The sequence below is a fragment of the Streptococcus infantis genome (assembly GCF_047463655.1).
GTDB lineage: Bacteria > Bacillota > Bacilli > Lactobacillales > Streptococcaceae > Streptococcus > Streptococcus infantis_Z.
The window spans coordinates 161,578-181,741 of the sequence record NZ_JASHDM010000002.1 but is presented as its reverse complement, the minus strand read 5'-3'; the positions used below and the strand labels follow the sequence as shown (position 1 = coordinate 181,741).

The 20,164-nt window shown below is 42.6% G+C and carries 20 protein-coding genes and 2 other annotated features; of the genes, 17 read left to right on the top strand and 3 right to left on the bottom strand.

The genetic code is table 11. From position 1 onward, the window contains the following. The first annotated feature begins 1 nt into the window (after position 1). The 3 genes from QM877_RS03185 (at position 2) to QM877_RS03175 (ending at position 3,154) form a co-directional block, all read left to right on the top strand. The gene (locus QM877_RS03185; RefSeq protein ID WP_414317564.1) at positions 2 to 1,180 is read left to right on the top strand and encodes a galactokinase; all 1,179 of its coding nucleotides are present in this window, start codon (positions 2 to 4) and stop codon (positions 1,178 to 1,180) included. Between the two features lie 18 nt (positions 1,181 to 1,198). Next, the gene (locus QM877_RS03180; protein ID WP_414317563.1) at positions 1,199 to 2,680 is read left to right on the top strand and encodes a UDP-glucose--hexose-1-phosphate uridylyltransferase; all 1,482 of its coding nucleotides are present in this window, start codon (positions 1,199 to 1,201) and stop codon (positions 2,678 to 2,680) included. Between the two features lie 69 nt (positions 2,681 to 2,749). After that, a complete protein-coding gene (locus QM877_RS03175) occupies positions 2,750 to 3,154 on the top strand; it encodes a PaaI family thioesterase (protein WP_045763132.1) in 405 nt (134 codons plus the stop codon). A 62-nt stretch (positions 3,155 to 3,216) separates the two neighbouring features. On the opposite strand, the gene QM877_RS03170 is transcribed toward QM877_RS03175, so the two are convergent. Continuing rightward, positions 3,217 to 3,603, bottom strand: coding sequence for a bleomycin resistance protein (locus QM877_RS03170; protein ID WP_414317562.1), 387 nt, complete (start codon positions 3,601 to 3,603; stop codon positions 3,217 to 3,219). Between the two features lie 11 nt (positions 3,604 to 3,614). Continuing rightward, the gene (locus tag QM877_RS03165) at positions 3,615 to 4,442 is read right to left on the bottom strand and encodes an exodeoxyribonuclease III (RefSeq protein ID WP_414317561.1); all 828 of its coding nucleotides are present in this window, start codon (positions 4,440 to 4,442) and stop codon (positions 3,615 to 3,617) included. A gap of 132 nt (positions 4,443 to 4,574) precedes the next feature. Between QM877_RS03165 and QM877_RS03160 the strand changes: the two genes are divergently transcribed. From QM877_RS03160 to trpA, 14 genes are all read left to right on the top strand, one after another. After that, positions 4,575 to 5,030 carry a DUF3290 family protein gene (locus tag QM877_RS03160; protein ID WP_414311394.1) on the top strand — a complete coding sequence of 152 codons (456 nt, stop codon included), beginning with the start codon at positions 4,575 to 4,577 and terminating at the stop codon, positions 5,028 to 5,030. After that, positions 5,027 to 5,662, top strand: a complete 636-nt coding sequence (locus QM877_RS03155) for a DUF421 domain-containing protein (protein ID WP_414311393.1) — start codon at positions 5,027 to 5,029, stop codon at positions 5,660 to 5,662. The genes QM877_RS03160 and QM877_RS03155 overlap by 4 nt, the downstream gene beginning before the upstream one ends. Before the next feature lie 54 nt (positions 5,663 to 5,716). Next, positions 5,717 to 7,462: an ABC transporter ATP-binding protein gene (locus QM877_RS03150; protein ID WP_414317560.1), complete on the top strand. Its 1,746-nt coding sequence runs from the start codon at positions 5,717 to 5,719 to the stop codon at positions 7,460 to 7,462. Further along, positions 7,452 to 9,194: an ABC transporter ATP-binding protein gene (locus tag QM877_RS03145; protein WP_414317559.1), complete on the top strand. Its 1,743-nt coding sequence runs from the start codon at positions 7,452 to 7,454 to the stop codon at positions 9,192 to 9,194. Before QM877_RS03150 ends, QM877_RS03145 begins: the two co-directional genes overlap by 11 nt. 105 nt (positions 9,195 to 9,299) lie before the next feature. After that, the gene (locus QM877_RS03140) at positions 9,300 to 9,992 is read left to right on the top strand and encodes a sugar transferase (protein WP_414317558.1); all 693 of its coding nucleotides are present in this window, start codon (positions 9,300 to 9,302) and stop codon (positions 9,990 to 9,992) included. A gap of 39 nt (positions 9,993 to 10,031) precedes the next feature. Further along, positions 10,032 to 11,258: a DegT/DnrJ/EryC1/StrS family aminotransferase gene (locus QM877_RS03135; protein WP_414317557.1), complete on the top strand. Its 1,227-nt coding sequence runs from the start codon at positions 10,032 to 10,034 to the stop codon at positions 11,256 to 11,258. A 60-nt stretch (positions 11,259 to 11,318) separates the two neighbouring features. Further along, positions 11,319 to 11,549 (top strand) — a binding site (T-box leader). Between the two features lie 186 nt (positions 11,550 to 11,735). Next, complete coding sequence (gene trpB / locus QM877_RS03130; protein WP_004251478.1) at positions 11,736 to 12,914, top strand: tryptophan synthase subunit beta; 1,179 nt, start codon at positions 11,736 to 11,738, stop codon at positions 12,912 to 12,914. Next, positions 12,905 to 13,137: a binding site (T-box leader), on the top strand. It overlaps the preceding gene by 10 nt. 71 nt (positions 13,138 to 13,208) lie before the next feature. Next, positions 13,209 to 14,570, top strand: coding sequence for an anthranilate synthase component I (gene trpE, locus QM877_RS03125; RefSeq protein WP_414317556.1), 1,362 nt, complete (start codon positions 13,209 to 13,211; stop codon positions 14,568 to 14,570). After that, a complete protein-coding gene (locus tag QM877_RS03120; RefSeq protein ID WP_414317555.1) occupies positions 14,567 to 15,133 on the top strand; it encodes an aminodeoxychorismate/anthranilate synthase component II in 567 nt (188 codons plus the stop codon). Before trpE ends, QM877_RS03120 begins: the two co-directional genes overlap by 4 nt. Positions 15,134 to 15,143: 10 nt before the next feature. Beyond that, positions 15,144 to 16,148, top strand: coding sequence for an anthranilate phosphoribosyltransferase (gene trpD, locus QM877_RS03115; RefSeq protein ID WP_414317554.1), 1,005 nt, complete (start codon positions 15,144 to 15,146; stop codon positions 16,146 to 16,148). Then, positions 16,145 to 16,912 carry an indole-3-glycerol phosphate synthase TrpC gene (trpC, locus tag QM877_RS03110; protein WP_414317553.1) on the top strand — a complete coding sequence of 256 codons (768 nt, stop codon included), beginning with the start codon at positions 16,145 to 16,147 and terminating at the stop codon, positions 16,910 to 16,912. Before trpD ends, trpC begins: the two co-directional genes overlap by 4 nt. Next, positions 16,899 to 17,498, top strand: a complete 600-nt coding sequence (locus QM877_RS03105) for a phosphoribosylanthranilate isomerase (RefSeq protein ID WP_414317552.1) — start codon at positions 16,899 to 16,901, stop codon at positions 17,496 to 17,498. The genes trpC and QM877_RS03105 overlap by 14 nt, the downstream gene beginning before the upstream one ends. Further along, a complete protein-coding gene (gene trpB / locus QM877_RS03100; protein WP_084925140.1) occupies positions 17,476 to 18,699 on the top strand; it encodes a tryptophan synthase subunit beta in 1,224 nt (407 codons plus the stop codon). Before QM877_RS03105 ends, trpB (QM877_RS03100) begins: the two co-directional genes overlap by 23 nt. Beyond that, the gene (trpA, locus tag QM877_RS03095; RefSeq protein WP_414317551.1) at positions 18,692 to 19,474 is read left to right on the top strand and encodes a tryptophan synthase subunit alpha; all 783 of its coding nucleotides are present in this window, start codon (positions 18,692 to 18,694) and stop codon (positions 19,472 to 19,474) included. The genes trpB (QM877_RS03100) and trpA overlap by 8 nt, the downstream gene beginning before the upstream one ends. Here the strand turns inward: trpA and QM877_RS03090 are convergent. Beyond that, positions 19,443 to 20,105 (bottom strand): prepilin peptidase, encoded by a 663-nt coding sequence (locus tag QM877_RS03090; protein WP_414317550.1) that lies wholly within the window; start codon positions 20,103 to 20,105, stop codon positions 19,443 to 19,445. The two genes, trpA and QM877_RS03090, sit on opposite strands and share 32 nt — an antisense overlap. Positions 20,106 to 20,164: the final 59 nt, after the last annotated feature.

The window sequence follows — 20,164 nt, the reverse complement described above, 5'->3', positions numbered from 1 at the left end:
TATGACACAACATCTTACTGCTGATGCACTTCGCAAGGACTTTCTTGCTGTTTTTGGTCAAGAAGCAGATCAAACCTTCTTTTCACCAGGCCGTATCAACTTGATTGGGGAGCATACTGACTACAACGGTGGGCATGTTTTCCCAGCAGCTATTTCACTAGGAACTTACGGAGCTGCACGCAAGCGCGATGATCAAGTTTTGCGTTTCTACTCAGCAAACTTTGAGGATAAAGGAATTATCGAAGTTCCTCTAGCTGACCTTATGTTTGAAAAAGAGCACAACTGGACCAACTATCCAAAAGGTGTTCTTCATTTCTTGCAAGAAGCTGACCATGTGATTGATAAAGGTTTTGATTTCTATGTCTTTGGGAATATCCCAAATGGTGCTGGTTTGTCATCTTCTGCATCCTTAGAACTTTTGACTGGTGTTGTGGCAGAATATCTTTTTGACCTAAAATTGGACCGTTTAGATTTAGTAAAAATCGGAAAATTGACAGAGAATAACTTTATTGGTGTTAACTCTGGTATTATGGACCAATTTGCTATCGGTATGGGGGCAGACCAACGTGCTATTTACCTTGATACAAATACTTTAGAGTACGACTTGGTTCCACTTGATTTGAAAGACAATGTCGTTGTTATCATGAATACCAACAAACGCCGTGAACTTGCAGACTCTAAATACAATGAACGTCGTGCTGAATGTGAAAAAGCAGTAGAAGAACTCCAAGTGGCCTTGGACATTCAAACCTTGGGTGAATTGGATGAATGGACTTTTGATGAATTCAGTTACCTCATCAAAGACGAAAATCGCTTGAAACGTGCTCGCCATGCCGTTCTTGAAAACCAACGTACACTTAAAGCACAAGCGGCTCTTCAAGCAGGAGATTTGGACAAGTTTGGTCGTTTGATGAATGCTTCTCATGTTTCACTTGAGCACGATTACGAAGTAACTGGCTTGGAATTAGATACCCTTGTTCATACAGCTTGGGCTCAAGAAGGTGTTCTCGGTGCTCGTATGACAGGAGCAGGTTTTGGTGGTTGTGCAATCGCCTTGGTTCAAAAGGATGCTGTTGAGTCCTTTAAAGAAGCTGTAGGCAAGCACTATGAAGAAATCGTTGGTTACGCTCCAAGTTTCTATATCGCTGAAGTGGCAGGTGGAACTCGCATCCTTAAATAGTCAAAAGGAGGTTTTCTAGTGACCTTAGTAGAAACATTTGTGACCAAAGTCATTGCAGAAAGTAGCTTTGAAGAGTTGGATCGGATCTATCTGACCAATCGTGTTTTAGCACTAGTGGGAGATGGAGTTCTTGAAGTTGAGACTGACCAGGAAAACTTGATTGATCTCAAAGACCATCTTGTCGAGGAAGCCGTTCGATTGGAAACGATTGAAGATAGTCAGACTGCGCGTGAGATACTAGGAGCTGACCTCATGGACTTGGTAACCCCTTGTCCAAGTCAGCTTAATCGTGACTTTTGGGATACCTATGCCCAGTCACCAGAGCAGGCGATTGCGAACTTCTACCAACTCAGTCAGAAGAATGACTACATCAAACTCAAGGCTATCGCAAAGAATATTGCTTATCGTGTTCCGTCTGACTACGGTGAATTAGAGATTACCATCAATCTCTCTAAGCCTGAAAAGGATCCAAAAGAGATAGCGGCAGCTAAGTTGGTTAAGTCGAGTAACTATCCTCAATGTCAGCTCTGTATGGAAAATGAAGGTTACCATGGTCGTGTCAACCATCCAGCTAGAAGCAATCACCGTATTATTCGTTTTGATATTTCTGGGCAGGAGTGGGGCTTCCAGTATTCGCCTTACGCTTACTTTAATGAGCACTGTATTTTCCTAGATAGCAAGCATCGTCCTATGGCTATTAGTCGCCAAAGTTTTGAACGTTTGTTAGCGATTGTGGAGCAGTTTCCAGGCTACTTTGCTGGTTCAAATGCTGATTTACCAATCGTGGGTGGCTCCATCCTGACCCACGATCATTATCAAGGTGGGCGACATGTTTTCCCAATGGAAGTAGCTCCTATTCAGAAAAGCGTTACCTTTGCAGGTTTTAAAACTGTCAAAGCAGGGATTGTTCAATGGCCTATGTCAGTGATTCGACTAACTTCAGATTCGAAAGATGATTTGACGGACTTAGCGGAAAAAATCTTGCTGGCTTGGCGTCAGTATTCTGACCCAAGTATACAGGTCTTGGCAGAAAGCGATGGAACACCGCACCATACCATTACACCGATAGCCCGTAAGCGAGATGGGCAGTTTGAGTTGGATTTGGTCTTGCGGGACAATCAAACATCTCCAGAGCATCCAGATGGTATCTATCATCCCCACAAGGATGTCCAGCATATCAAGAAGGAAAATATCGGCTTGATAGAGGTCATGGGCTTGGCAATCTTGCCACCACGCTTGAAGGAAGAAGTGGAGCAGGTGGCAGCTTACCTAGTCGGAAAGGATGTTTCAGTAGCAGATTATCACCAAGAATGGGCAGATGAATTGAAAGACTCTCATTCTGGATTGACTGACAAAGACCAAGCTCTTAATATCGTCCAAGAATCTGTTGGAAAAATCTTCGCTCGAGTTTTGGAAGATGCAGGAGTTTACAAGCAAACAGAAGAAGGACAAGCTGCCTTTATGCGCTTTGTGGAGCAGGTTGGTATTTTGCCCGAATAAGTGCTTCTCTCTTGCGTAGAGTCTTGAAAAGTAGTATCATAGTGTCGTTTGAAATATCAGGAGGAACGTATGAAAGATTTTCACTTTGACGCTATATCTGCCTTTGAAAACTACGAAATTGAAAAAATGAGAGATGGCCACGTTGTGGTAACGACAAAAGTAGTGGACTCCTCACTCAACTACTATGGGAATGCTCATGGAGGCTATCTGTTTACCCTTTGTGACCAAATCAGTGGTCTTGTGGTGATTTCGCTAGGATTAGACGGGGTGACACTCCAGTCTTCCATTAACTACTTGAAAGCTGGAAATCTAGGGGACATTCTCACTATCAAAGGAGAATGTGTCCATCATGGACGCACCACTTGTGTCGTCGATGTTGATATCACCAACCAAGATGGTCGAAATGTTTGCAAGGCAACCTTCACCATGTTTGTCACAGGACAACGATCTGAAGATAGACAGGTGAGGATATAAGAAACATAAAAAAAGAGGTTCAAGCCTCTTTTTTATATTTCTTTTTCCACTGTAGTGTTATTCTACTCGCTAAATCTTAAAAAATAGCCATCTGGGTCTAGAACTGCAAATTCATGAGGAAAGATATAATGGTCGCCAACACGAAATTCTCTTTTGGTTAAAGGACGATGAATAGGATAGTTAGACTCGATTACTTTCTGATAGAGTCTAGGGACATCATTGATGCCAAAGGAGATATTGACTCCACGACCAAATGGGTAAGTCAGTTCAACTAATTCATCCTTTGTCCCTTCCTCTAGCATTAGCTGGCAATCTTCAAGAGAAAGGAAGAGAAATTTTTCTTCTGGGCGCTCGTATTCGATGGTAAAACCCAGTAAATCACAGTAGAAGGAACGAGACTGTTCTAGATTCGATACCATAAACTCGGGAATAACTGCATTGTAGTCCATAAAGAAACTCCTTACAATTCAATCTCCAAGACAATTGGTGTATGGTCTTGGCGTGCGCCTGAGTCAATCATGTCTGACTTGATAACCTTGTCTGCTACACGGTTACTTGTGAGCCAGTAGTCGATTCTCCAGCCTGTGTTGTTGATTTTTGAAGTCTTGCTGCGTTGTGCCCACCAAGTGTAGCGCTCTGGAACGTCTCCATGGATATGGCGGAAGGTATCAGTAAATCCTTTGACTAAAAGGTTTGTAAATCCTTCACGTTCTTCGTCTGTAAATCCTGGTGAACGGCGGTTGCTGGCTGGGTTGGCAAGGTCAATTTCCTTGTGGGCAACGTTGTAGTCTCCGGTTGCTAGGACAGGCTTTTGCTTGTCTAGTTGAGCCAAGTACTCTGCATATTTGACGTCCCAAACTTGACGTTCTTCCAAACGTTTGAGTCCATCACCTGCATTTGGTGTGTAGACCTGAGTCACGAAACATTTATCAAATTCCAAAGTAATGATGCGGCCTTCCAAGTCCATAGTAGAAGGTGCGCCAATTTCTGGGAAGCTGATAGTTGGAGTGAGTTCTTTCTTATAGAGGAACATGGTTCCAGCATAGCCTTTACGAGCAGGCTCTTGAGAGGAACGCCAGGTGTTTTCGTAGCCTGGGAAGAGTTCTTCCAGTACCTCAAGGTGTTTTTTAGTAGGACCTTTAGCTGAAAGCTTGGTTTCCTGGATAGCAATGATATCAGCATCTTCGGCTACCAAAGTTTGGAGAACGTCTTGAGACAATTTCGCACGCGCAGAGTCACTCGTCAACGCTGCATTGAGGGAATCAATGTTCCATGAGATCAGTTTCATAGTATGTACCTTTTCATTCAGATTATAGACAATATTATACCAGAAAAGAATACATTTCCCCAGCGTATAGTTTGAAAAATCAAGGTCATTCCTTTATAATAAAGAATGATTTATGTAAAGGAAAGAAAATAAATGAAATTTTACTCATATGAATATGTCTTGAGCCAGATTGGCCAACAAAATAGTGTCATGATTGGTTTTGGAGTATTCTTGCTTGCCATCACTGGATTTTTTGCTTTTAAGGCTTACCGCGACCATCGAGGAACCAAGTTTCGCGAGTTGGTGATGATCTCGTCTTTGGCTTTACTGGCTGTCATTCTCGGTATTATATCTACTTATCAGTCAAATCAAGCTTCCAACAACCAATTTCAAACTTCACTTCATTTTATAGAAGTTGTTTCTGAGGATTTAGGGGTGGATAAATCAGAGGTCTACGTCAATACTTCTGCAGCCACAGATGGTGCACTTCTCAAGGTAGGAGACAAATTCTACCGTGCTTTAAGTGGGAGTGAGCCGGATAAATATCTCTTGGAAAAACTTGACTTGTATCAAACAAGTGACATTGAATTAGTGGAGGCAAACAAATGACATTTAACTATATCGAGATTCTTATTAAACTGGCTTTAGGTCTTGTATCTCTTGTCTTTGTTATCAACATGACAGGGAAGGGAAATCTAGCGCCCAACTCAGCAATTGACCAAATCCAAAACTATGTTCTTGGGGGAATCATCGGTGGGGTAATCTATAATAGCTCTATTACTATCCTTCAGTATGCAGTTATCTTGATTATGTGGACAATCTTGGTTTTACTTCTCAAGTGGCTTACGAATAACGTCGGCTTTGTAAAACAAATGATTGACGGGAAACCAACCCTACTCATCAAAAATGGGGAAATTGATCCAGAAGCCTGCCGTTCTGTTGGCTTATCAGCTTCTGACGTAGCCCTTAAACTTCGTAGCCAAGGTATCTTCCAGCTTAAAGAAGTCAAGCGTGCTGTACGAGAGCAAAACGGTCAGCTAATTGTAGTACAAAATGGAGATGAAAATCCTAAGTTTCCTGTCATCACAGATGGTGTCATTCAGTCGGATGTCCTCGATACTCTCAGCTTAACGGAAGAATGGCTCTTAGATCATCTGAATAAGCAAGGGTATGATAATGTGGCCAATATTTTTATCGCTGAGTATGATAAGGGTCAACTAAGCGTCGTCACCTATGAATAGGAAAAACCTGAGGTAGTCGCCTCAGGTTTCCATTTGTCATTAGAAAGGAATTTTATGTCTATCATCCAAAAACTCTGGTGGTTTTTTAAGTTAGAAAAACGTCGTTACCTAGTTGGAATTGTAGCTTTGGTCTTAGTTTCTGTACTAAACCTCATCCCACCTATGGTTATGGGGCGCGTGATCGATGCCATCACTTCGGGACGATTAACACAAGATGAGCTCCTGCTTCATCTCTTTTATCTCCTGCTGGCAGCTTTCGGAATGTACTATCTGCGTTACGTTTGGCGCATGTATATCCTAGGGACTTCCTACCGACTTGGACAAATCATGCGTTCAAGACTATTTGAACATTTTACAAGGATGTCTCCCGCTTTTTATCAGAGTTATCGGACTGGGGATTTGATGGCTCACGCAACCAATGATATCAATGCTCTGACTCGTCTAGCAGGTGGTGGTGTCATGATGGCAGTGGATGCCTCTATCACAGCCTTGGTGACTCTCTTGACTATGTTCTTTAGCATTTCTTGGCAGATGACCTTGGTTGCCATTCTACCTTTGCCGTTTATGGCCTATGGGACTAGTCGTCTGGGGAGAAAGACCCATAAGGCTTTCGGAGAATCACAAGCAGCCTTTTCTGAACTTAATAATAAGGTTCAGGAGTCTGTATCAGGTATAAAGGTAACCAAGTCCTTTGGCTATCAGTCTGATGAATTGGCATCTTTCCAGGAAGTTAATGATTTGACCTTCCAAAAGAATCTGCAAACCATGAAATATGATAGTCTCTTTGACCCTATGGTTTTGCTCTTTGTTGGTTCTTCCTATGCCTTAACTCTCTTGGTCGGTGCCTTTATGGTGCAAGCAGGACAGGTAACTGTCGGAAATCTGGTCACCTTTATCTCATACTTGGATATGTTGGTCTGGCCCTTGATGGCGATTGGTTTCCTCTTTAATATTACTCAAAGAGGGAAGGTTTCGTATCAACGAATTGAGAGCCTTTTGTCCCAAGAGTCACCTGTTAAAGATCCAGAATCTCCACTTGACGGGATTGAAAATGGGCACTTAGACTATGCCATTGATCGTTTTGCCTTTGAAGACGAAGAGACACTGAAAGATATTCATTTTAGCCTCGAAAAAGGGCAAACTCTGGGCTTGGTTGGGCAGACTGGTTCAGGGAAAACAGCTTTGATTAAGTTGCTCCTACGTGAGTATGACGTTGATCAAGGAGCCATTTATCTAAATGGGCATGACATTCGTGACTATCGACTAGCTGACTTGCGTAGTTTGATGGGATACGTCCCACAGGACCAATTTCTCTTTGCTAGCTCTATCCTAGACAATATTCGATTTGGGAATCCTGACCTGCCTTTCTCAAAAGTAGAAGAAGCAACCAAGTTGTCTCAAGTCTATCAAGACATTCAAGCCATGCCCCAGGGATTTGATACGGTTATTGGTGAAAAAGGTGTCAGTCTATCTGGTGGACAAAAGCAACGTCTGGCCATGAGTCGGGCTATGATTTTAAATCCTGATATCTTGATTTTAGATGATTCCTTGTCAGCTGTAGATGCCAAGACAGAGTTCGCTATTATCGATAATCTCAAGGAAACTCGCAAAGATAAAACGACCATTATCACAGCCCATCGACTCAGTGCAGTTGTCCATGCGGATTTGATTTTGGTCATGCAAAATGGCCGCATCATTGAACGAGGCAGACATGAAGACTTACTCGCCTTGGATGGTTGGTACGCACAAACCTACCAGTCTCAACAGTTAGAAATGAAAGGAGAAGAAGATGCGCAATAAACAAGAACAATGGACTGTATTGAAACGCTTGTTGTCCTATCTAAAGCCCTATGGTCTCCTAACCTTTTTAGCCTTAGCTTTTCTCCTTACGACGACTGTTATCAAGAGTATCATCCCCTTGGTAGCTTCGCACTTTATCGACCAGTATCTGCATAATATCAACCAGCTTGCCATTACAGTTTTGCTAGCCTACTATGGTCTTTACATCCTTCAAACCATTGTCCAATATGTAGGGAACCTCCTCTTTGCGCGTGTGTCCTACAGCATTGTTAGAGACATTCGACGTGATGCCTTTGCCAATATGGAAAAACTAGGCATGTCTTATTTTGATAAAACACCAGCAGGTTCCATCGTTTCTCGTTTGACCAATGACACAGAGACTATAAGTGATATGTTCTCAGGGATCTTGTCTAGCTTTATCTCAGCAGTCTTTATCTTTGTGACAACCCTTTATACCATGCTCGTTTTGGACTATCGTCTGACAGCTTTAGTATTGCTCTTTCTACCTTTGATTTTCCTTTTGCTCAATCTCTACCGTAAAAAATCGGTCAAGGTCATTGAAAAAACCAGAAGTCTCTTGTCAGATATTAACAGCAAGCTGGCAGAAAATATCGAAGGAATTCGCATTATTCAAGCCTTTAATCAAGAAAAACGTCTGCAAGAAGAGTTTGATGAGATAAATCAGGAACATCTGGTCTACGCTAACCGTTCGGTTGCCCTAGATTCCCTCTTCTTACGGCCGGCTATGAGCTTACTGAAGCTTTTGGGCTATGCAGTTTTGATGGCTTACTTTGGTTATCGTGGTCTTTATATGGGAATAACAGCAGGAACCATGTATGCCTTTATCCAGTACATCAATCGTCTCTTTGATCCTCTCATCGAGGTAACACAAAATTTTTCTACCCTTCAGACATCTATGGTTTCAGCAGGTCGCGTCTTTGCACTAATCGATGAGTCCAACTATGAACCGGTCCAAGAAAATGGCCAAGCCGAGATTCAAGAAGGGAATATTCGCTTTGAGCATGTGTCCTTCTCTTATGATGGAAAACACCAAATTCTCGATGATATTTCCTTTACAGTCAATAAAGGTGAAACCATCGCCTTTGTCGGACATACTGGCTCTGGGAAATCTTCTATCATCAATGTTCTCATGCGCTTTTATGAATTTCAGTCTGGTCGAGTTCTCCTTGATGGTGTGGATATTCGTAAGTATAGTCAAGAGGAGTTGAGAAAAAATATCGGTCTGGTCCTACAGGAACCTTTCCTCTATCATGGGACCATCAAGTCCAATATCGCTATGTACCAAGATATCAGCGATGACCAGGTTAAGGCTGCGGCAGAATTTGTAGATGCAGATTCTTTCATTCAGAATCTTCCCTTAGGCTATGATGCCCCTGTGTCTGAGCGTGGTTCGAGTTTTTCAACTGGGCAACGTCAGCTTCTTGCCTTTGCTAGAACCGTTGCCAGTCAACCGAAAATTCTGATTTTGGATGAAGCAACAGCCAATATTGACTCTGAAACAGAAGCCTTGGTCCAAAATTCCCTAGCCAAGATGAGACAGGGCCGGACGACCATTGCCATCGCCCATCGTCTTTCTACCATTCAGGATGCTAACTGTATCTATGTTCTAGACAAGGGACGAATTATCGAGAGCGGCACACACGAGGAACTTTTAGCCCTGGGAGGTACCTATCACAAGATGTATAGTTTACAAGCAGGAGCTCTATCCTAAGGAAGAATTCCTTTAAAATACAGATTTCTTGCACCGCCTCTTTCATTTTGTGGTATAATGTAGAATGTTTAAAGATTACATATTAAAAAACAGAGGAGAATGTGCATGCTGAAATGGGATGAACTACCTCAGGAGATGCAATTGAGCGAGGTAAAATCATACTACCAGCTCGTCTCTGGAAGAAAAGGTTCACTGATTCTCAAGCGTTGTCTAGACTTGTTTCTAGCCTTGGTCTTGTTAATCTTGACTTCACCCGTATTTCTGATTCTAAGCATTTGGATCAAGCTAGATAGCAAAGGTCCAGTTATTTACAAGCAGGTGCGGGTAACCCAGTACAACCGACATTTCAAGATTTGGAAATTCCGGACCATGGTGACCGATGCGGATAAGAAAGGAAGTCTAGTAACTTCTGCCAATGACAGCCGCATCACTAAAGTTGGAAATTTCATTCGCCGTGTTCGTTTGGATGAACTTCCACAATTGGTCAATGTTCTCAAAGGAGAGATGTCCTTTGTGGGAACTCGTCCAGAAGTACCACGCTACACAGAGCAGTATAGCCCTGAAATGATGGCTACCTTGCTCTTGCCTGCTGGGATTACATCGCTTGCCAGCATTAACTATAAGGACGAGGATGCCATTATCAGTCAAATGACTGCAAAAGGTATGACTGTTGACCAGGCTTATGTCGAAAGAGTCCTTCCAGAAAAGATGCACTATAACCTAGCCTACCTACGTGATTTTAATTTCTTCGGAGATATCAAGATCATGTTCCAGACTGTAGTTGAAGTTTTAAAATAAAGTAGTCACAAGAGTGAATACAGTAAAAGGAGTAAATCAATGACAAAGTATAATATTCCATTTTCACCACCCGATACTACCGAAGCTGAAATTGCTGAGGTAGCCGATACCCTTCGTTCTGGTTGGATCACAACAGGTCCAAAGACAAAAGAACTAGAGCGTCGTCTGTCCGTCTACACTCAAACGCCTAAGACAGTCTGCCTCAACTCTGCAACAGCAGCTCTTGAATTGATTTTGCGCGTGCTTGAAGTAGGGCCTGGTGACGAAGTCATCGTTCCAGCTATGACTTATACAGCATCATGTAGTGTCATTACTCACGTAGGTGCGACACCAGTGATGGTTGATATCCAAGGTGATACCTTTGAAATGGACTATGATAAGCTTGAGCAAGCTATTACTGAGAAGACTAAAGTCATCATCCCAGTTGAACTTGCAGGGATTATCTGTGACTATGACCGTTTGTTCCAAGTTGTTGAGAAAAAACGTGATCTCTTTACAGCTACTAGCAAGTGGCAAAAGGCCTTTAACCGTATTGTGATTGTATCTGATAGTGCCCATGCTTTGGGTTCAACCTACAAAGGGCAACCAGCTGGTTCAATTGCTGACTTCACATCCTTCTCTTTCCACGCAGTTAAGAACTTTACAACTGCTGAGGGGGGAAGTGCGACTTGGAAAGCAAATCCAGCGATTGACGATGAAGAAATGTACAAGGAGTTCCAAATCCTTTCCCTTCATGGTCAAACCAAAGATGCTCTTGCCAAGATGCAGCTAGGCTCATGGGAATACGATATCGTAACACCAGCCTACAAGTGCAACATGACAGACATCATGGCTTCACTTGGTTTGGTTCAGCTGGACCGTTATCCTGGCTTACTACAACGTCGTAAAGATATCGTGGATCGCTATGACCGTGGATTTGCGGGAACTCCTATCCATCCATTGGCTCATGAGACAGATGCTGTTGAATCTTGTCGTCACCTTTACATCACCCATGTAGAAGGAGCAAGTCTCGAACAACGCAATCAAATTATCCAAGAATTGGCCAAGGCAGGAATCGCAAGTAACGTTCACTACAAACCGCTTCCGCTTTTGACAGCCTATAAGAATCTTGGTTTCGATATGGCAGATTATCCGCGAGCTTATGCTTTCTTTGAAAATGAAATTACATTACCGCTTCACACGAAATTAACGGATGAAGAAGTAGACTATATCATTGAGACTTTTGTCAGAGTTTCTGAAGAAATTCTAGGTGCTTCACAAAAATAATTAAAAAAATTAGTAAAAAATGAATGAAAACGGTTGACAAAGGAAAAACAATAACATATAATTAACTCAACAAATCAGAAAAGTAATTATTTTTAATCTTCAGGGAGCCTGTGGTTACTGCGAACAGGTGGTTGGAACTAGTGAAATTGGGCTGATTTTAAAAGTGAATTTGAAACAATGAAAATTCGGTAGGCACACCTTACAGTGCAACTTGTTGTTAGACAAGGCAGAGATGTAAAGGGGATATTCTCTTTACAAATGAGGTGGTACCGCGTTACAAACGCCCTCACATGGAAGTAAATTCCGTGTGTGGGCTTTTTTCTATCCGTCGTTTTGTTTATCTTTTATTAGGGCGTTAACTTAGAGTAATATTCAAGTTTCACTTGTTCTTTGAGTAAAGGCTGAAATGGTCCCCCAGACCATTTCACTACCAAAAGCAAATAAAAAGCCGGATTCATACAGAAGGAGGAAAAATTTATGACAACTAAAGGATATTTCGGACAATTTGGTGGTAGTTTTGTACCAGAACCAATTCAGGTTTTGCTAGATGAATTGGAAGTTACTTTTGAAAAATACAAGGATGATCCAGAGTTTTTAGCTGAGTTTCGCCATTACTTGAAGGATTATTCAGGTCGTGAAACACCACTCTATTTTGCAGAAAGTTTGACAGAGCACCTAGGTGGAGCTAAGATTTATCTCAAGCGTGAAGACCTTAACCACCTTGGATCTCACAAACTTAATAATGTTTTGGGTCAAATCCTTCTAGCAAAACGCATGGGTAAAAAGCGTGTAATTGCTGAGACAGGAGCTGGCCAGCACGGTGTTGCGACTGCGGCTGCTGCAGCCAAGTTTGGTATGGCATGTGATGTCTATATGGGAGCAGAAGATGTGGAGCGTCAACGTCTCAATGTCTTCCGCATGGAGATGATGGGAGCAACTGTTCACGCAGTTGAAACTGGTACTCGTACCCTCAAAGATGCGGTTGATGCAGCCTTTGGAGCATGGATGAATGACCTTGAAGCCTTCTACGTTTTAGGATCTGCTGTAGGCCCTCATCCTTATCCAACGATTGTCCATGAATTTCAAAAAGTCATCAGTGAAGAATCACGTCGTCAAATCTTGGAAAAAGAAGGACGACTGCCAGACTACGTTATTGCCTGTGTAGGTGGTGGTTCCAATGCCATCGGAGCTTTTTCACAGTATGTAGCTGATGAAGAAGTCAAATTGGTTGGGGTAGAAGCTGCTGGTCACGGTTTAGATACCGATAAACACGCAGCAACAATGACCAAGGGTAGTGTAGGAATTGTAGATGGAATGAAGACCTATGCAGTTTTTAAGGAAGATGGAGAGCTCGCACCAGTTTACTCTATCTCAGCAGGCTTGGACTATCCAGGAGTTGGTCCAGAACATGCCTTCTTTAAAGACTCTGGTCGTGTAGAGTATGTTGCAGCAACTGATGAAGAGGCTGTCCAAGCCTTGCTTCTACTTAGCAAGACTGAAGGAATTATCCCAGCTATTGAAAGCTCACACGCTATCGCAGAAGCAGTTAAACGTGCGCCAAAACTAAGTAAGGATGAAATTATCATCATCAATGTCTCAGGTCGTGGAGATAAAGACGTAGCTGCTATTGCAGATTATCTTGAAGCTAAAAAATAAAAGATAGAAAAGATACAGATATTTCTCTCACAGAGAGCTTGTGGTTGCTGAAAACAAGCAGAGAAAGCTGTAAGATTGGGTCTATCTGAAAATGAGAGAAGAAAACATAATTCTCAAGGGAGTGCCCTTTATCGCACAGCCTGTTACAGGAGCTATCTGAGACAGGAATGAGAGATAGGAGAAATCCTATAATTGAGGTGGCACCGCGAATTTCGTCCTCACGCAAGTTATTTTGCGTGGGGATTTTTTGTAGAATCAACACGGAATTTAAGAAGAACTGAAAGGGAAATTACAATGGAACGAATCATTCATGGAGATGTTTTATCACCAATCTTGGCTTATATGCGTTTGAACGGAGAATACAAGGTCATACTTGAAAGTATCCCAAGAGAAAAAGAAAATGCTCGATTTTCTATCTTAGCCTATAACCCAGTTTTTGAAATTAAGTTCGAAAATGGAGTCCTTTATCAAAATGGGCAAGTGATTAATCGTGATCCTTTGGATTTCCTTTATGAAGTAACTTATAAGAGTCAGCACCATTCAGACCTACCTTTTGGTGGTGGAGCGATTGGCTTTGTTGGTTACGACATGATTTCTCTTTATGAAGAAATTGGCCAGCTTCCTGAGGATACGATTGGGACGCCAGATATGCATTTCTTTGTTTACGAGAGTTATATGGTATTTGACCACAAGAAAGAAAAAATTCATATCATCGAGGATGCTCTTTACAGTGATCGAAGCAATGAAGAACTAGAAGCAGCTTTGGATCAAGTTTTAGAGGAGTTGAAAATCCCTGCTCCAAATGAATTTGAAGATTTGGACCTTTCTCCACTTCAGTTTAGACCACATATCGCTCCTCAGAAATTTGAAGAAATGGTAGAAACAGCTCGCGACTTGATTCGTAATGGAGATATGTTCCAGTGCGTACTCAGTCAACGCTTCTCCGCAGAGGTAACTGGAAATCCTTTTGACTTTTACAGAAACCTTCGAGTGACAAATCCATCAAATTACCTCTACTTTTATGATTTTGGAGATTATCAAATCATCGGAGCCAGTCCTGAGAGCTTGGTGTCCGTCAAAAATGGCATCGTGACAACCAATCCGATTGCAGGTACGCGACCTAGAGGTACCAATGATGAGGAAGATGCAGCACTTGCAAGTGATCTACTTTCTGATGAAAAGGAAACGGCAGAACACCGAATGCTAGTGGACCTAGGACGCAATGATATCGGTAGAATTGCTGAAACAGCAAGTGTCCAAGTAACCAAGTATATGGAAGTCGAACTTTTCCGCTATGTCATGCATTTGACCAGCGTGGTTAAAGGACGATTGTTACCAGAACTGACTGCTATGGATGCCTTGAAAGCGACTCTTCCTGCAGGAACAGTATCGGGGGCACCAAAGATTCGGGCCATGGAGCGCATCTATGAACTAGAAACAGAGAAACGAGGCGTCTATGCAGGAGCTATCGGTTACTTATCAGCAACTGGAGATATGGATTTCGCCATTGCTATTCGAACCATGATTCTTAAAAATAAAACAGCCTACGTACAGGCTGGTGCAGGAATTGTTTATGATTCCATCGCTCAGAACGAATACCAAGAAACGATTAACAAAGCTAAATCTATGACTAGAATGGGAGAACTAAGACCATGATTTTATTGATTGACAATTATGATTCATTTACCTATAACCTGGCTCAATATATCGGGAATTTCGCAGAAGTTCAGGTTTTGAGAAATGATGATCCAAACCTTTATGAAGAAGCTACAAAGGCAGATGGACTTGTCTTTTCTCCTGGACCAGGTTGGCCAGCTGATGCTGGGAAAATGGAAGAAATGATTCGTGATTTTGCAGGTAAGAAACCGATTCTAGGGATTTGTTTAGGGCACCAAGCCATCGCAGAAGTCTTTGGTGGCAAGTTAGGCTTGGCTCCTAAAGTTATGCACGGTAAACAAAGCCAGATTCGATTTGAGACTCCTTCCGTTCTCTATCAAGGAATCGAGGATAATCGTCCAGTCATGCGTTACCACAGTATTTTAATTGAAGAGATGCCAGAAGAGTTTGAAGTGACAGCTCGTTCGACAGATGACCAAGCCATTATGGGAATTCAACACAAAAACTTGCCGATTTATGGCTTGCAGTATCATCCAGAAAGTATAGGAACACCAGATGGTCTATCTTCTATTCAGAATTTTATCGAGAAAGTTGTAAAGTGAGGAACACAAAATGAAAGAAATTATTGAAAAATTAGCGAACTTTGAAGATTTATCAAGTGTTGAAATGACAGATGTGATCGAACGCATCGTAACAGGGCGAGTGACAGAAGCACAAATCGCTTCACTCCTTTTAGCCCTCAAGATGAAGGGAGAAACACCTGAAGAAAGAACAGCCCTCGCTCAAGTCATGAGAGGACATGCTCAACACATTCCAACAAACATTCAAGATGCTATGGATAACTGTGGTACAGGTGGAGATAAGTCATTTAGCTTTAACATCTCAACAACTGCAGCCTTTGTCTTGGCTGGTGGCGGCATTCATATGGCCAAACATGGAAATCGTTCTATTTCTTCTAAATCTGGTTCAGCAGATGTCTTGCAAGCTTTGGGAATCAATATTGACCTCAAGCCATCACAATTGGGTAAGGTATTTGACCAAACAGGAATCGTCTTTCTCTTTGCCAAAAACATGCACCCAGCTATGAAATATATTATGCCAGCACGTTTGGAGTTAGGAATTCCAACCATCATGAATTTGACAGGCCCACTGATTCACCCAATGGTCTTGGAAACACAGCTTCTAGGAATCAGTCGTCCAGAACTTCTAGAAAGTACAGCTCAAGTTTTGAAAAACATGGGTCGCAAACGTGCTATCGTAGTAGCTGGTCCAGAAGGATTGGATGAAGCTGGTTTGAATGGAACTACCAGCATTGCCCTTCTTGAAAATGGAGAAATCACTTTGTCAAGCTTCACTCCAGAGGATTTGGGAATGGAACGCATTGCTATTGAGGATATTCGTGGTGGAAATGCTCATGAGAATGCAGCCATCCTTATCAGTGTTCTTAATAACGAACCAAGTCCATTCTTGGAAACAACAGTCTTAAATGCAGGTCTAGGATTCTACGCCAATGGTAAAGCAGACAGTATCAAGGACGGAGTTGAAATGGCACGCCAAGTGATTGCTAGTGGTAAGGCCCTTGAAAAACTCAGACTATTACAGGAGTATCAAAGATGAGTCAGGAATTTTTGTCACGTATCTTAGAGCAGAAGGCGCGTGAAGTTGAAAAGATGGAACGAGAGGAACTTCAGCCCTTGCGAGAAAGCTATCGTTTGGCTGAATATTTGAAAAACCATCAAGAACGTCTGCAAATCATTGCGGAGGTCAAGAAGGCAAGCCCAAGTCTAGGGGATATTAATCTTGATGTAGATATTGTTCAACAGGCCCAGACTTATGAGACTAACGGAGCAGTTATGATTTCTGTTCTGACAGACGAGGTTTTCTTTAAAGGTCATTTGGATTATCTTCGTGAGATTTCCAGTCAGGTACAGATACCGACACTGAATAAGGATTTTATTATTGATGAAAAGCAAGTCATCCGTGCTCGCAATGCAGGTGCAACAGTTATCTTGCTCATCGTAGCGGCTTTATCAGAAGAACGCCTCAAGGAACTGTATGACTATGCGACAGAGCTTGGACTAGAAGTGTTGGTGGAAACTCATAATCTGGCTGAGCTTGAAGTTGCTCACCGCCTGGGAGCTCAAATTATCGGTGTGAATAATCGTAATTTGACTACCTTTGAAGTTGACTTGCAGACCAGTGTAGACTTGGCCCAATACTTTAAGGACGATTGCTTCTACATTTCTGAATCTGCTATTTTTACAGAAGAAGATGCGAAACGAGTTGCCCCCTACTTTAACGGAATTTTGGTAGGAACAGCCCTCATGCAAGCAGAAGATGTCGCCCAGAGAATCAAGGAGTTGCAGATTGACAAAGGTTAAGATTTGTGGATTATCGACCAAAGGAGTGGTAGAAACAGCTGTGTCGGCTGGAGCAGACTATATTGGTTTTGTATTTGCTCCTAGCAAAAGACAGGTGACCTTGGCCCAGGCTGCCGAGTTGGCAAAGCTCATTCCTAGCCATATTCAAAAAGTTGGGGTATTTGTTTCACCAAGTCGGGAAGAATTACTAGAAGCGATTGACAAGGTTGGCTTGGATTTGGTACAGGTTCACGGTCGAGTGTCGAATGATTTGTTTGAGAATCTGCCTTGTGCCAGCATTCAGGCTGTTCAGGTGGATGGAGATGGTCATGTACCCAATTCTCAGGCAGATTATCTCCTCTTTGATGCACCTGTGGCAGGGAGTGGTCAAACCTTTGACTGGGGGCAACTGGATACGACAGAACTATCTCAGCCTTTCTTCATCGCAGGCGGGCTCAATGAGGATAATGTAGAAGAAGCAATTCAACACTTTACTCCCTTTGCAGTAGATGTATCAAGTGGAGTAGAATCAAACGGACAAAAAGATCATGAAAAAATTAGAAGATTTATAGAGAGGGTTAAGCATGGCATATCAAGAACCAAATAAAGATGGATTTTACGGAAAATTCGGCGGACGTTTCGTCCCAGAAACATTGATGACAGCAGTTTTGGAGTTGGAAAAGGCTTATCGTGAAAGTCAGGCAGATCCAAGTTTCCAAGAGGAATTAAACCAACTTTTGCGCCAGTATGTGGGACGTGAAACTCCTCTTTACTACGCAAAAAACTTGACCCAGCATATCGGCGGAGCCAAGATTTACCTCAAACGTGAAGACCTCAACCATACAGGTGCACACAAGATTAACAATGCCTTGGGCCAAGTTCTTCTCGCTAAACGCATGGGCAAAAAGAAAATTATTGCTGAAACAGGTGCCGGTCAACATGGTGTGGCAACTGCGACTGCTGCGGCCCTTTTCAACATGGAATGTACTATCTATATGGGTGAGGAAGATGTTAAACGCCAAGCCCTCAATGTCTTCCGAATGGAACTTTTGGGAGCCAAGGTGGAAGCTGTAACAGATGGTTCGCGCGTGCTCAAGGATGCAGTCAATGCAGCCCTTCGTTCTTGGGTGGCAAATATCGATGACACTCACTATATCCTTGGTTCTGCCTTAGGACCCCACCCTTTCCCAGAAATTGTGCGTGACTTCCAAAGTGTCATCGGACGCGAAGCTAAACAACAGTACCGTGACTTGACAGGGCAAGATTTGCCAGACGCCCTAGTAGCCTGTGTTGGTGGTGGTTCGAATGCTATCGGGCTTTTCCATCCATTTGTGGAAGATGAGTCAGTGGCTATGTATGGAGCTGAAGCAGCAGGACTAGGTGTGGATACAGAGCATCATGCAGCAACCTTGACCAAGGGTAGACCAGGTGTTCTCCACGGTTCGCTCATGGATGTGCTCCAAGATGCTCATGGACAAATCTTAGAAGCCTTTTCTATCTCGGCAGGTTTAGACTACCCAGGTATCGGTCCAGAACATTCTCATTACCACGATATCAAGCGTGCGACCTATGTTCCTGTGACAGATGAGGAAGCCTTGGAAGGTTTCCAACTCTTGTCACGTGTGGAAGGGATTATCCCAGCTTTGGAATCTAGTCACGCTATCGCCTTTGCGGTGAAATTAGCCAAAGAACTTGGTCCAGACAAGTCTATGATTGTCTGTCTATCAGGTCGCGGAGACAAGGATGTAGTTCAAGTTAAAGACCGCTTGGAAGCAGACGCAGCAAAGAAGGGAGAAGCTCATGCCTAAGACACTAACAGAAAAACTGAACGCTATTAAAGCAACTGGAAAGGGAATTTTTGTTCCCTATATCATGGCTGGAGACCACGAAAAAGGTTTGAATGGTCTCGGTGAAACAATTCACTTTTTAGAAGATTTGGGTGTTTCAGCCATTGAAGTGGGTATTCCCTTTTCAGATCCTGTTGCAGATGGACCTGTCATTGAAGAAGCAGGCTTGCGTAGCCTAGCCCATGGGACCTCTACTCAAGCTCTAGTCGAAACCTTGAAAACCATTGAAACAGAAATTCCGCTTGTCATCATGACTTACTTTAACCCCCTCTTTCAATACGGTGTTGAGAAATTTGTTAAAGATCTTGCTGATACAGCTGTTAAAGGTTTGATTATTCCAGACCTCCCTCATGAACATGCCAACTTTGTAGAGCCCTTTTTGGCAGGTACAGACATTGCTTTGATTCCTTTAGTCAGCTTGACGACAGGAATTGACCGTCAAAAAGAACTCATTGAGGGAGCTGAAGGTTTTGTCTATGCCGTTGCTATCAATGGGATGACAGGGAAATCAGGAAATTATCGAGATGATTTGGACAAGCACTTGTCTCAACTTCATCAAGTGGCTGACATTCCAGTTTTGACAGGTTTTGGTGTATCCACACAGGCTGATGTGGAACGCTTCAATGCAGTATCAGACGGCGTCATCGTCGGTTCCAAGATTGTTAAGGCTCTACATGAAGGACAAGTAGCAGAAATCGCTGGCTTTATCCGAGAAGCAGTAGCTTACCAAAAATAATCACGCAAGCAGCAAGTAAGAGGAAAGGCACAAAAGGAAGTCTTTCCTTTTTCTTTAGTAGGAGAAAGGCTAGAATGCCAGTTGTGGAAGCAAATTGCACCAAGATGAGTATCTCCGTTATGCTAAAGACGAGCGCACAAGAGGCTAGAAAGAGAAAATCACCGGCTCCTATGCGAATATCGATGAAATGAGCAATGATTCCAAGAAATAGGAAGAAAGCCATGATTAGATTCCAACTAGAGCAAACCATGAGGATTAAGTGAAAAACTAGCCAGACCAGCAAGGGATATTCCTGATGACGAAGGTCATAGATGCTCAAAGTCAAGCCAGCAGTAACCAGGATGACTTGCCCCAACGTTAAAAAACTGCAAGAAAAAGCTAGAAAGAGCAGTCCTAAGCACAACTCAAAGAAAGCATACCAAACAGGATAGTGGACCTTGCAGTAGCGGCAGCGAAAGCGATTGAATATCTGTGACACAATCGGAATCAAATCCAGTGGTCTCAAACGGGTCTGGCAAGAATCACAGTGGCTAGCAGGAAAGACGATGGATTGCTCAGGGAAACGATCAATGACCAAACCTAGAAAGGAAGCAAGAATCGTTCCAACAAGAAAAAAGTAAAGATGAATCATACTTATTTATTCGGAAAAAATAAGAGAAAGAGTATAATAGTTGGATATAGGAGAAGTTT

What these genes read in the sequence shown, in the direction of transcription:
- trpA (WP_414317551.1), top strand. Translation starts at nt 18,692, where the DNA reads ATGCCTAAGACACTAACAGAAAAACTGAACGCTATTAAAGCAACTGGA.
- QM877_RS03145 (WP_414317559.1), top strand. Translation starts at nt 7,452, where the DNA reads ATGCGCAATAAACAAGAACAATGGACTGTATTGAAACGCTTGTTGTCC.
- QM877_RS03140 (WP_414317558.1), top strand. Translation starts at nt 9,300, where the DNA reads ATGCTGAAATGGGATGAACTACCTCAGGAGATGCAATTGAGCGAGGTA.
- QM877_RS03120 (WP_414317555.1), top strand. Translation starts at nt 14,567, where the DNA reads ATGATTTTATTGATTGACAATTATGATTCATTTACCTATAACCTGGCT.
- QM877_RS03135 (WP_414317557.1), top strand. Translation starts at nt 10,032, where the DNA reads ATGACAAAGTATAATATTCCATTTTCACCACCCGATACTACCGAAGCT.
- QM877_RS03155 (WP_414311393.1), top strand. Translation starts at nt 5,027, where the DNA reads ATGACATTTAACTATATCGAGATTCTTATTAAACTGGCTTTAGGTCTT.
- trpB (WP_084925140.1), top strand. Translation starts at nt 17,476, where the DNA reads ATGGCATATCAAGAACCAAATAAAGATGGATTTTACGGAAAATTCGGC.
- QM877_RS03160 (WP_414311394.1), top strand. Translation starts at nt 4,575, where the DNA reads ATGAAATTTTACTCATATGAATATGTCTTGAGCCAGATTGGCCAACAA.
- QM877_RS03170 (WP_414317562.1), bottom strand. Translation starts at nt 3,603, where the DNA reads ATGGACTACAATGCAGTTATTCCCGAGTTTATGGTATCGAATCTAGAA.
- trpE (WP_414317556.1), top strand. Translation starts at nt 13,209, where the DNA reads ATGGAACGAATCATTCATGGAGATGTTTTATCACCAATCTTGGCTTAT.
- trpB (WP_004251478.1), top strand. Translation starts at nt 11,736, where the DNA reads ATGACAACTAAAGGATATTTCGGACAATTTGGTGGTAGTTTTGTACCA.
- QM877_RS03165 (WP_414317561.1), bottom strand. Translation starts at nt 4,442, where the DNA reads ATGAAACTGATCTCATGGAACATTGATTCCCTCAATGCAGCGTTGACG.
- QM877_RS03185 (WP_414317564.1), top strand. Translation starts at nt 2, where the DNA reads ATGACACAACATCTTACTGCTGATGCACTTCGCAAGGACTTTCTTGCT.
- trpD (WP_414317554.1), top strand. Translation starts at nt 15,144, where the DNA reads ATGAAAGAAATTATTGAAAAATTAGCGAACTTTGAAGATTTATCAAGT.
- trpC (WP_414317553.1), top strand. Translation starts at nt 16,145, where the DNA reads ATGAGTCAGGAATTTTTGTCACGTATCTTAGAGCAGAAGGCGCGTGAA.
- QM877_RS03150 (WP_414317560.1), top strand. Translation starts at nt 5,717, where the DNA reads ATGTCTATCATCCAAAAACTCTGGTGGTTTTTTAAGTTAGAAAAACGT.
- QM877_RS03090 (WP_414317550.1), bottom strand. Translation starts at nt 20,105, where the DNA reads ATGATTCATCTTTACTTTTTTCTTGTTGGAACGATTCTTGCTTCCTTT.
- QM877_RS03175 (WP_045763132.1), top strand. Translation starts at nt 2,750, where the DNA reads ATGAAAGATTTTCACTTTGACGCTATATCTGCCTTTGAAAACTACGAA.